The organism is Vibrio sp. (assembly GCF_050299255.1).
Classification (GTDB): domain Bacteria; phylum Pseudomonadota; class Gammaproteobacteria; order Enterobacterales; family Vibrionaceae; genus Vibrio.
On record NZ_JBNKVP010000090.1, the window covers coordinates 242 to 12361 of the forward strand.

The window sequence follows — 12120 nt, forward strand, 5'->3', positions numbered from 1 at the left end:
ATGGTGCGGAGAGAAAACAAAGAAGAAAGTAGGGTAGAGACCAGAGGGATGGTGTGCGCAAGGAGGTAAAATGGAAACGACAAACATATTTTCGGTGGAAGGCTAACGCTTCTTTGATTCAATACTTGAACCAGGGATTGATATGAATCATACAATCTGAGTTAGTTGATTAATCCTGATCACGACATGCCGAAACAGAGCCGTCGCCCTATTATTTTGCCACCTATAGTTATGTAAGGCATATGCTATATAAACCATAGATCAGACTAAACCTTGTGTCTAACCGTATGATGTAAAGTAGCCAATCGCTTGCCAATTGCTCTTTGTGGGTATAGTTAGCCGCTATTGTGGAATATGAGACACAGACAAACGAACTGGCGAATCTCACTGGTCAATATTTGTTCTGCTGAGCAAAGGCAAAAAGCCACAATCTTTCGACTGCGGCTTTCCCATGGGTAGTTGTGCGATGTGTGTTAAATATGGGTGATAGGGAAACCCATAGCGTTGATCATCTTAACCCAAGGTTTACGCCATCCACCTTTATCATCGCAGGTGTCCAATGCATGGAATGTCACCTGGGCGCCCATCCAGCGGAATGGTTCCGGCGGGATATAGGTTGGCAGCGTAGTTGCAAATGTCATTGAGGTAGCAGGGTGATCTTCGCCATCCAGAATGGCTAATCCGATCCGTGCACCAAACCGGCTGGCAGTGACACCAAAACCAGAATAGCCGCCCGCGTACACCATGTCGCCACCGTGATAATGCTGATAATGTACCGCCATACGTGAGGTTAACGCGATGGGTCCACTCCAGGCATGGGAAAACGTCACATCATCCAACATTGGGAATGTTTCATAAAACGCATTCACCAGACGCTCAAATGGATCAGCCTGTTTGTCTGCTTGCGGATCAGTGTTGTTGTTAAAGAAGTAGGCTAATCGGCCTCCAAACAGAATGCGGTTATCTTTGGTCAGACGCATATAGTTGAGCTGAGTACGGGTATCGTAAATACCCTGACGGTTTTGCCAGCCGATTCTATTCATCTGCTCTTCGCTAAGCGGTTCTGTCATAAGTATCCGGTCACGAATGGCAGCAACACGGTTTTGTACTTTGGTCTTTTTAACTTTAAATGCGTTGGTGGCCAGCAGCACCTTTTTGGCTGCAATCTTGCCGCGTGGAGTGGTGACTAACACACCGTTTTCGGCTTTACTGTGGTTTTCCAGAGGCGTATTTTCATAAACCCTTACCCCCAGCTTCAACGCCACTCGCTTCAGTTCGGTACATAGCTTGCCCGGATGGACAGTACCGCTCTGGCTTTGGCACCATGCGCCGCCGAAAAAGAGCGGGGATTTAATCTGATCCTGGACTTCTTGCTTGTTAAGCAGTTTCGATTGGTGGCCGTACTTGATGTACAGTTCGTGCTCGTGTTTCACTTCTTGCAAGCCTTCGTTGCCGATGGAAACCGTCAGCTCACCACCCAATTCAAGGTCACAATCGATATTGTATTTTTCGAGAGTATCCAGGAATCCTTTCATGTTTTCTCTACCCAAATCTTCCAGTTTATGGATTTCATTAGGGTAGTTGTGCTGTGTATTGGTTAAGCCGTGCATGACGGAAGTTGAAATAATTCCAGCGGGGCGGCCGGATGCACCGTTAGCCACTTCCTTTGCTTCTATCAATACAATGTCGCGTTTAGGATTGATTTCCTTCGCTTGTATGGCTGCCCATAAGCCACAGAATCCACCGCCAACAATGAGCAAGTCGCATTGGGTGTCCAATGCCAGAGGGGCCTGGGCTGGTGGTAACTCGATACTATCTAACCAAAATGTGGTGAATTTAGTTTTTTTGAGCGCTGTTTGATAATCCATAACTAACTTCCTTGCATACAGTGTCAAGCAAGTATTGTTGAAAAAATGTTAGAACTATATTCCCTTGTTAGGGGCAGGTGATGGTTGCATCACCTACCCAAATAAGGTTAGGACAGTTGATTATGGGCGATTAGAGGGTCACTGTTTAGTGCGCCATCGCTTTCCGCGACAGCATCAAGGAACAGGGCAAATACTTCAGATTGGGAAGAGATGTCGAGTTTGGTATAAATATTCTTTCGATGCATATGCACCGTTTCCGGGGATATGCCAAGTTTTTGTGCCGCTGATTTGGTGGTGTAACCACCTAGCATGGTGCGGACAACGTCACATTCTCGGTCTGTTAGCAGGGAACGACCAAAGTGCGCCAATGCCGAATCGAGCCGTTGACGCATGTCTATGGCCGTATCGCCGCCGCTGTTTTTGCTTTCCAGTCTCATCTGGTTCGCTTTCCAGTAACTGGTGATCACGGCTTGAACGATAGGGTCGAGAGCTTTAAACAGCTCAATTTCCTGTGGGGTGAAAAACCGAGATTCTTTGGTACGGCTGATATTGATGGTAATGCGCATATCATCGCTAACTTGTTGCCAATATTGCAACTCGTCCAGCAAACCACTGTCGGCGTAATAACTCTGGTAAAAATCACTGAGATAGAAACCCTCAGGGGTAACGTCTATCAGATGATAAAACCCGTGGGTGCCGGTGCTGTCACGTTCAAACATGTAAAATGGGTCGAGCAAATAGGCGCCGTCGAGGTAATCATGGGTAAGCTGTTCGTGGGTGTACTGCCCGTATATTTTGTCAAAAACCTCGATTGGCCCTGTCTTGGTCTCGACCATTACCAGTAATTGTTGGAAATTGACCTCTTCAACCAAAAATTGGGTAAGATGCTCAAAAAGTGATTCATCGTTGGCATGTGCCACCAGTTTAGCGGTCTGCGCTATCCATTTCGCGTCCATTCATGTACTTCCTGTATAACTTGGCTCAGAGTCCGAACAGTATTGATATTATTGAGTCTGTATGGGTAACTGACTAAAACTACTTTAACCTGAAAAAAGAACAAGAAAAAGGCCGATGAGACGGCCTTTTGAACTCAAACGGGGTTAAGTTTTAACCCGCTTTAAAGCTGTTCCACATACGCATCAGCTTACGGCCAAATTTACTGTCGTACTCTGGTTTTGGATATAGCTTGTCAACTACCTGATCACTAGGGTAAATACCTGGATCGTTCTTCACTTCGTCTAACAGATAGGGTGTTGCTTCTTTGTTCGGGCTGGCGAAGAATACGTAGTTAGACTGTGCTGCGCCCACTTTTGGTTCCAGAATGTTATTGATGAATTTGTGGGCCTGGTCGATGTTTTTCGCATCACGCGGAATGTACATCGCATCGAAGAACACGATAGAGCCTTCTTTAGGAATGCTGTAAGAAACATGCACGCCTTTGTCAGCTTCATCAGCACGGTCACGAGCAATCATTACATCGCCGCTATATCCCTGGCTGACACAGACGTCACCATTTGCCAGGCTGGAAATGATTTTGGATGAGCTGAAGTAAGTGATATATGGGCGGATCTTTTTCAGGTGAGTCTCAACCAGTTTTAGGTTTTCAGAACTCATCACGCTTGGATCTTTGCCTAAATAAGACAGTGTTGCAGCATAAACTTCAATCGGTTCGTCAATCAGCGTTAGGCCACACTGTCCCAGTTTGCTGGCGACTTCTGGGTCAAGTAACATTGACCAACTATCGGTAGGTACGTTGCCGGCGTACTTTTTCACTAAGTCAGGGTTGTAGCCGATGCCGATCGTACCCCAAAGGTATGGCACGCCGTACTCTTTCTTCTCATCGTAGACGGAAACCCATTTCTTTGACTGTTCGCTCAGGTTCTTATAGTTCGGTAGTTTGGCCAAATCCAGCTTCTGGAAAGCGCCCGCCTGGATTTGCTGTTTTACTTTCGGGTTTGAACCATCGTAAACAACCACATCGTAACCGCTATTACCTGTCAGCAATTTAGTTTCAGCCATCTGAATTGAATCGTACATGTCGTAGCGAACATTGATACCGGTCGCTTTTTCAAATTCAGGGATGGTTTCAGACGAAATATAATCTGACCAGTTATAGATATTAACCTGCTCTTCCGCTACTGCATGGCCTGCTAAAAGTGCAGCAGTTAATGCAATCGCAATATTTGTATGACGCATGGTGATCTCCTTATCAATGAATGCGGCTTAGAACGAGACGTGCTCAGCTGCTAAAACAATCACCTTCTATTGTTACGCATTTGTAAAATATGGACATACCCGAAACAGGGGTAACAGTGTGACCGGGTTAAACATCGATATAAAGGCTGAAAAGGACGGGGCTACATCTTGACCCCTGACAGGGTTACAGAATTCCTCACCACAATCGTTAACATATTGTTTCAACGTTTTATAACAGTGAGGCAACGGAATGCAAAAGTTCGAGCAAGTATTTATAGATGGCAAGTGGTGTGACGCACAAGGTAATCCGCGTGATGTTATCAATCCTGCAGATGCCACTGTTATTGCTAGTATCAGAGATGCCAGCGTGGAACAGACAGAACAGGCTATTTTAGCGGCACGACGGGCGTTTCCCGCTTGGCAGGCTACGACGGCACAGCAGCGCAGTGAGTTGATCGCTAAGCTGGTGGAAGTTTTACAACGTCGACAAGACGAAATGGTCAGCACGATCCGCGATGAAGTAGGCTGCCCTGAATGGTTTTCAAAACTGGTACAAGTGGAAGATTCCGTTGATGCATTGAGCAAATATGCTGATTGCTGCCAGATGGTGGAAGAAACAGAGACGATTGAAAATGCCCTGGTGATAAAAGAAGCGATTGGTGTATGTAGCTTCATCACCCCATGGAACTACCCGTTATACCAGTTGGTCGGCAAGGTAGGGCCGGCACTTGCAGCCGGTTGCACCATGGTGCTGAAACCAAGTGAACAGACGCCGCTACATGCACTGTTATTCGCCGAAGCGATGGCAGAAGCCGGTTTCCCTGCCGGTGTATTTAACCTGGTACTGGGCGATGGTCCGACAGTGGGTGCACGTATGACATCTCACCCTGAAGTGGATCTGGTTTCATTTACCGGCTCTACCCGTGCCGGGGTGGCAATTAGTCAGGCGGCAGCTCCAAGCATAAAGCGTGTTTGTCTCGAGTTAGGCGGCAAATCACCACTGTTGATCACCGAAGATGCTGAGCTAGAGGCGGCCGTAAAATTTGGTATTGATGATGTGATGTTAAACTCCGGCCAGACCTGTACGGCACTGACTCGTATGCTGGTCCCTGCATCTCGCTATCAAGAGGCTACCGCTATTGCCAAACAGTATGCGGAATCACTGAAACTGGCGGATCCGAAACAAGAAGATGCCTTCTTAGGTCCAGTGAGCTCTGCTCGTCAGCTAGCCCAAGTGGAACGCTATGTCGAACTGGGTATTCGTGAAGGCGCGACACTGTTGTGCGGTGGACAACGCGAGCGAGATCTAGGCGATGGCTACTATTATCAACCGACTATTTTCACCGATGTGAACAATCAGATGAGTATTGCCCGCGAAGAAATCTTCGGTCCGGTACTGTGCATGATCCCTTACGACACTATTGAGAATGGCATCGACATCGCCAATGACACCAATTACGGTTTGTCTGCTCGAGTGTTTGTCGCCAATCAGGAGCAAGGTATTGCTCTGGCGCGCCAAATCCGTGCAGGGCAGGTGTACGTGAATGACGCTGAGTTCAACAACTTTACCCCATTCGGTGGCTACAAACAGTCTGGTATAGGCCGAGAGAGCGGTAAGTACGGTGTAGAAGAGTTCTTTGAAGTTAAGTCAATTCCGCTGCCGCAATAGTCGCCAGCTAAAAATTGACATCTGGATCGACGCCAGTCTAATGAGTCCATCAGCCAGTTAGATTGGTGTTTGACCACATATTCTCATGTAAAGCGTCCGTGTGGAGAGATAGCTTTCATACCCGTGTCGACACTGGCGCAATAGCCAGAGAAGCGCAGGGTAGGTAACAATTTCTCATTGTGTTTGGGTGAAGTTTTAATCACACCACTTTTTTCTCTAGTAGTTATGTTCTGTTCGTCCGACTAGTCTTCCAGTGACTTAAGTCGGACTTTTTTTGTTCGCTGTTTAGCCATTAGCCCCAGCGATTGCGGCGAATGTGGCCCGCGCTGAACATCGACCATATCGCCAGAGTGTGCCAAGCTAATAATCGTGCCAGCTAACCTGATCAGGTAAGAGTAGCGATGAAAAAAAGTGAAAAGTACGGCTTAAAACTGATTGCGCTGGTTGAAGCGTCTAAAGGCATCGGTTCGCTATTGGTTGGACTAGGGGTATGAACTTGGCGGCATTTGGTCTGGACGGAGTGGTTCGCTTTAGGCAGCGGCGCTATCTATATAGCGTTCGAAATCTATGAAATTATCCGATATCCGGTGTATTGAGTGTGATGGTATTAGCCATTAACCTGCTCATTGTCGGCTACATGTATCGCGTTGTGCGGGCCAATCGCCACACTGAAACAGTGTCTGATGATGATATGCGTTAAACATTCAGTGAAAAGGGCTCGCCACCGCTCAATGCAACTGAAGACGAGCCAATCTAACGTTATTGAATCACGGTAAAACTACTGGCTAGTATCATTTGAGCCATGCACTTCCCAAACGCTTAAAGTCCCTTTGCCTAACGACGCGCTGGCATCACTGCTTCCATTTTGAGCTTCGCCACCTTTATCTAACTTGGCATATGCTTCGATGGTATGGGATCCAGAACCGATATTGTAGGCTAAGAAATTAAACGAATGCGCCGCTTTGGTATCCAGAATCAGACCGATTTCTTCATCAAGCAGGTTACACTCATCGAAGGAAATGATGCCGTCAGGTTCACCAGTTGATTCGTCGATTGTATCCTGACAATCCAGCACGCCACCTAAACTGGCCCACAGCTCCTGATAACGGCGATCAAATACCACTTCACCCGGTGCGACTTCTACCCCATCGACAAACACTTTCATGGAAATTTCTGCACTAGCAGTAGAAGTATCTTTATTGCCGCCTTTACTTCTTACCACGGTTTCCGTAAACAGGCTGGTTTCAAAAGAGAGGCCAATCACCAGATCCTTTGGTGTACCGGAATTTTTCAATTCGGTCGACAACACTTTCACGTAGCCTTCGCCCGCAACCGATTCGGCTGCATTAACCGCCAGGCTGCGTAAAGCTGCGGCGCCTATCACGGCAGTGCCATCATCGGTAAACGCTGAGGCAGAATTATCTGCATAAGCAGCCGGAGCCGCCATTAAACCCGCTGCCATCACTGCCAGTAAACTAACTTTCAACCCTTTCATGTCAATGTCCTTATTTCTATCCTTGCGTCCTAATTCATAGAACTTTCTGTATGTGAAAACGGATGGTCGTCACTTGTGCCAGTTGATTCAGCCATCCGAGCTTACGATGTGTGGCATAAATTCCGTTTACCACATCACGATTAATGAAATTCAATGCTTGGCATATACATGCTGGGCATATAGTTTCACTGCAATAAGTGATAGAGGCTGACAACAGGGTTGGTTAGGATGTTTTTGGCTACCTATGTCACTTTTTCTGTGTTTCATTATTGATAAACCTATAAAATACAAACTGTTGAAGTCCATATAAATTTTCTGGGTATTTTGCAAAAATAGATTTCACGGAGATGTTAGTTAACCTATTGATAATTAATATGTAATTTTTCACCGGTGTAACTTTGACCTGGCTATTTTTCTTTACAACGTGTTCTTATTTTTAAGAAATTGAATATAGACAATTATATAGCCAACAAAAAAAAGCGAACCCGGAGAGTTCGCTTTGCTTATGACATCTACATCGCTGGACGGCGGGTTAGGAGATGTCTTGATTCGCTTGTCGCATTTCCAACTGGCGTTTCTTCTCGGCTTTGGCCATTAACCACCAACAGATAAAGGTCGCGACGGAAACCACACCGACGATGATGGTCGCTAATGCGTTGATCTTTGGACTGACACCGAGTTTCACACTGGAGAACACCACCATAGGCAGGGTGGTTGCGCCTGGTCCGCTGACGAAACTGGCGATAACCAGATCATCCAGCGACAGTGTGAACGCCAGCATCCAACCCGATACAATCGCAGGTAAAATGGTTGGCAGGGTAATCACAAAGAACACTTTCCAGGGTGGCGCCCCCAAATCCATCGCCGCTTCTTCTATGGACAGGTCCAGTTCACTCAGGCGCGAGCTGATAATGACCGTTACGTAGGCCGCACAGAAGGTAGTATGGGCAATCCATATCGTTAACATGCCGCGCTGTGAAAACAGGTCAAATACCTGGCCAAGTGAAATAAACAGCAGCATCAGAGATAGGCCGGTAATGACTTCTGGCATAACCAGTGGCGCTGTGATCATAAAGGCAAAACTGCCCTCAGCTTTAAACTTACCAAAGCGGGTGATCACGAAGGCGGCAATGGTACCAATGACAACGGCTGCGCTAGCGCTAAGGAAACCAATGATCAGGCTGAGTTTGACGCCGGCCATGATGGCATCATCTTGAAATAGCTCGCCGTACCATTTGACCGAAAACTCGGACCATACCGTAACCAGTTTGTTTGAGTTGAATGAATAGACAATCAACAACAAAATCGGCACATACAGGAATCCAAATCCAAGCAGCAGGATGGCTTTTTTGGTCAGGCTATTGTTTACAGGAATAACGTTCATTATGCAGCCCCCATATCTTTCTTCTGATAACGGTAGTAAATCATAATCGGGCCAATCAGGATGAGCAGCATGACAGAAGCAATCGCTGCAGCAACAGGCCAGTCACGGTTCATAAAGAACTCTTGCCACAACACCCCGCCGATCAGGACGTTTTCCGGACCGCCAAGCAGGTTAGGTATGACAAACTCACCAATAGCAGGGATGAACACCAGCATAGAACCGGCGATGATACCGCTTTTGATCAATGGCAGAAGTACTGAGAACAGGATGGTTACCGGCTTGGCACCAAGATCTTGCGCTGCCTCAATGAGCGAGTAATCAACCCGCATAAGTGCAGTATAAAGTGGCAATATCATAAATGGCAGATAGGTATAAACAATACCGATATACACTGCAGTATCGGTGTACAGCAAACGCAGTGGTTCATCAATGATGCCCAGGGTCATCAGGAAGTTGTTCAGCAAGCCGTTGCTGTTCAGAATACCAATCCAGGCATAGACCCGGATTAGGAAGCTGGTCCATGACGGCAGCAGAATCAGCATCAACAAAACATTACGGGTTGAAGGTTTGGAGTGAACAATCGCCCAGGCGATAGGGAAACCAACCAGAAAACAGAGAAAGGTCGAAATCGTTGCGACTTTTATCGAACGTAAATAGGCATTTAAATAAAAGTCATCTTCAAATAGCAGCGAATAGTTACTGACATGCAGTAGCATCTTCACCTGCTCATCGACAAACGTGAACAGGCTAGAGTAGGGTGGAATAGAAATCTGCGCTTCCGTCAGACTGATTTGAAATACAATCACGAACGGAATCATAAAAAACACTGACATCCACAAATACGGAATAGCCAGTACCATACATTTGCGCGTCGGGATCCATTTCGATTTACTCAAACGCGCAATTTTTTGCGGTAGGATATCAGCATTCATAATTTCACCACTCGGTTACTTTCAGCGGTCCAGCTAAGGCCAACTTCCTGGTTGTATTTCAACTGATACAACTTACTGGTGTCCTGGTTTGGTCGGGTGACCGTTACCATCTTGCCGCTGTTTAGCTGTACGTGGAAAATAGACTGGCTACCCATATAAGCGATATCTTTAATGATGCCGATACAGGAATTGGGCTGGTTCTCAATCGCTTCGCCAATCTGAATTTTCTCAGGTCGTACGGCAATCATCAGACTCTGACCTACCGCGTTGGATACCCCGTGTTTCAGGTAGATTGGCGTATCAATTGCAGAGCAGTCGATCGTGGCGGACTCTGAGCGGTTATCCGCAACGTTACCTTCAAAAATGTTTACCGAGCCAAGAAACTCTGCAGCAAAACGTGAGTTAGGGTATTCATAAATCTGAGAAGGGACGCCGGTTTGGACGAATTTGCCCTGGTTCATAATTGCCAGGCGGCTGGCCATGGTCATGGCTTCTTCCTGATCGTGAGTTACCATTACACAGGTCGCGCCTACCTGAGCAAGAATATCCACCACTTCCAGCTGCATTTTCTCACGCAGGTTTTTATCCAGTGCACCCATAGGTTCATCTAGCAATAGCAATTTGGGCTGTTTCGCTAAACTACGCGCCAGGGCGACCCGTTGACGCTGCCCGCCTGAAAGCTGGTGAGGTTTACGCTTTGCGTATTGAGTTAAGTGGACCAAATCTAACATGTGTTCCACACGTTGTTTGATTTCATTGGCAGGAAGACGATCCTGTTTGAGCCCGAACGCGACATTCTGTTCAACTGTCATGTGCGGGAAAAGGGCATAAGACTGGAACATCATATTGATGGCACGTTTATGAGGTGGGATACCGGCTAAATCTTCCCCATTTAGCAAAATCCTGCCTGAAGTGGGGTGTTCAAAACCGGCCAACATTCTAAGCAAGGTTGATTTACCGCAACCTGAACCACCTAACAGAGCAAAAATTTCACCTTTTTCTATATCAATGCTGAGGTCATCAACCGCAACATGGCCGTCAAAGTCTTTGCATAAGTTCTGGATGGATAAAAGTGAGCTGGTTGGTTTGACCGCTGTAGCCTCAGCTGTAGGGTTCATCTCCAGATCAGCACTTGGTGCTAGAGCAACTTCCATGGCAATACCTCTTGGTCTATCTATTCAATACCCCATTGCTGTGAGCGGAAATAATTTTTGGTGTGAATGTGCGAATATCCTTGCTATCGCACCCGTTTTTTATCTCTTTAACACACAGCAACGTCAAACTTACTATGAGTACATTGTTAACAATTTGATAACGACTCACTATACCCAAGTTAGGTAGGTATAAATTCCTGCTCCCCCTCGGATTGGGGGGCGAAGATGGCAACCGGTTGAATGGTTACATACCCGCCAAGGGAATGGAGCGGTTGATTGTAAACCTATTAGTATGAAGCTCTAATTCAGAAACAAGGATGCTTTCAAATGGTTACCGCAGCTTATTCGCACTCTTCGCTTAATATTGAGCGACAAATTCCGCCTTTTGATCCAGAAGCATTAGCACGATTGAGCCATGAATGGTTTGGTGTTCAGGGGGATGTGAAAATCCTACACAGTGAGCTGGACTTAACTGCGCTGGTACAAGCGGAAAAGCCAACCAAAAACATCGTGATTAAAATCGGCTCGGTCTTGTCAGGCAACCAACACGCGCAAATGCAAATTGCTGCGCTACGCCACCTGGCCGATACGGCTCCTGAAGTGGCTATACCTCGGGTGATCAATACCTTAAATGGTGAAACCTGCACATACGTAACCGATGAATCTGGTCAGGAATACATGATGTGGGCGATGACCTGCATTGAAGGTGAACTGTTAGAGTACGTACCATGCGGGGCCAGACAAGGACAATTAATTCGTTACAGCATGGGTGAGCAGGTGGCGCAAGTCAGCCGCGGGTTACATGGTTTTATGCATCCTGAAGTGACTGCCCATCATGTCTGGGAAATAGAGCGTGTTGGTGAGCTGGAACCTTTTGCTAACCATATTAAAGAGCCAGCCTTGCGTGCAAACGTAAGACAATTCATTGAATTCTACCAACAGGAAGTGGCACCTCGGGTACGCAAAGTGCGCCATCAGGCGATTCACCAGGATTCCCACCAGGGCAATGTGTTTATTGCCAATAAACAGGCGACAGAGGTGTGTGGCCTGATTGACTTCGGTGACATGGTTTGGGGTAGTTACCCGGCAGACATCGCTGTTGCTGCCGAGTGCTTCCCCGACGATTCCTGCATTATCGACCGCATGTGTGAAGTGGCAATTGGTTACGACCGAGTGTTACCGCTGGAAAGCAATGAAGCGGACCTGATCCTGGACCTTACTCTTGCACGCTTGGCTATTACCGTGACTCAGGCCGCCGCACGCCGGGTATTGCAACCGGAACTGGGTGAATATGTCGATAACATCGAACAGTACGAGCGTGATTTCCAATATCTGTATCAACAAGACCGCAAGACGGTAATTAACCGGATACGTCGTGCACTGAAATTCCCGGTTCACTTTGATGATACCGCGATGGAACAG

The 12120-nt window shown here is 46.9% G+C and carries 10 protein-coding genes; 3 read left to right on the forward strand and 7 right to left on the reverse strand.

Annotated features, from left to right (window positions below; genetic code table 11):
* Nucleotides 1–473 precede the first annotated feature (473 nt).
* The 3 genes from ACQY6F_RS16550 to ACQY6F_RS16560 form a co-directional block, all read right to left on the reverse strand.
* Nucleotides 474–1868, reverse strand: a complete 1395-nt coding sequence (locus tag ACQY6F_RS16550; protein WP_428775987.1) for an NAD(P)/FAD-dependent oxidoreductase — start codon at nucleotides 1866–1868, stop codon at nucleotides 474–476.
* A gap of 107 nt (nucleotides 1869–1975) precedes the next feature.
* Nucleotides 1976–2824, reverse strand: a complete 849-nt coding sequence (locus ACQY6F_RS16555) for a helix-turn-helix transcriptional regulator (protein ID WP_428775988.1) — start codon at nucleotides 2822–2824, stop codon at nucleotides 1976–1978.
* Nucleotides 2825–2975: 151 nt separating this feature from the next.
* Nucleotides 2976–4064 carry an extracellular solute-binding protein gene (locus tag ACQY6F_RS16560; RefSeq protein ID WP_428775990.1) on the reverse strand — a complete coding sequence of 363 codons (1089 nt, stop codon included), beginning with the start codon at nucleotides 4062–4064 and terminating at the stop codon, nucleotides 2976–2978.
* 250 nt (nucleotides 4065–4314) lie between these two features.
* Here ACQY6F_RS16560 and ACQY6F_RS16565 point away from each other — a divergent pair, with 250 nt between their 5' ends.
* Nucleotides 4315–5733 carry an aldehyde dehydrogenase family protein gene (locus ACQY6F_RS16565; RefSeq protein ID WP_428775992.1) on the forward strand — a complete coding sequence of 473 codons (1419 nt, stop codon included), beginning with the start codon at nucleotides 4315–4317 and terminating at the stop codon, nucleotides 5731–5733.
* Nucleotides 5734–6239: 506 nt separating this feature from the next.
* Nucleotides 6240–6329, forward strand: coding sequence for a DUF2127 domain-containing protein (locus ACQY6F_RS16570; RefSeq protein WP_428775994.1), 90 nt, complete (start codon nucleotides 6240–6242; stop codon nucleotides 6327–6329).
* A 182-nt stretch (nucleotides 6330–6511) separates the two neighbouring features.
* Here ACQY6F_RS16570 and ACQY6F_RS16575 read toward each other — a convergent pair whose 3' ends face one another.
* The 4 genes from ACQY6F_RS16575 to potA all read right to left on the reverse strand — a co-directional run bounded on the left by ACQY6F_RS16575 (nucleotide 6512) and on the right by potA (nucleotide 10662).
* Complete coding sequence (locus ACQY6F_RS16575; protein WP_428775995.1) at nucleotides 6512–7228, reverse strand: hypothetical protein; 717 nt, start codon at nucleotides 7226–7228, stop codon at nucleotides 6512–6514.
* 532 nt (nucleotides 7229–7760) lie between these two features.
* The gene (locus tag ACQY6F_RS16580) at nucleotides 7761–8612 is read right to left on the reverse strand and encodes an ABC transporter permease subunit (protein WP_428775996.1); all 852 of its coding nucleotides are present in this window, start codon (nucleotides 8610–8612) and stop codon (nucleotides 7761–7763) included.
* Nucleotides 8612–9544 carry an ABC transporter permease subunit gene (locus tag ACQY6F_RS16585; RefSeq protein ID WP_428775998.1) on the reverse strand — a complete coding sequence of 311 codons (933 nt, stop codon included), beginning with the start codon at nucleotides 9542–9544 and terminating at the stop codon, nucleotides 8612–8614. Before ACQY6F_RS16585 ends, ACQY6F_RS16580 begins: the two co-directional genes overlap by 1 nt.
* Nucleotides 9541–10662, reverse strand: a complete 1122-nt coding sequence (gene potA, locus ACQY6F_RS16590) for a polyamine ABC transporter ATP-binding protein (RefSeq protein ID WP_428776001.1) — start codon at nucleotides 10660–10662, stop codon at nucleotides 9541–9543. Before potA ends, ACQY6F_RS16585 begins: the two co-directional genes overlap by 4 nt.
* A gap of 363 nt (nucleotides 10663–11025) precedes the next feature.
* Between potA and ACQY6F_RS16595 the strand changes: the two genes are divergently transcribed.
* Nucleotides 11026–12120 (forward strand): phosphotransferase (locus tag ACQY6F_RS16595; RefSeq protein ID WP_428775999.1); only part of this gene is annotated, 1095 nt, incomplete at its 3' end.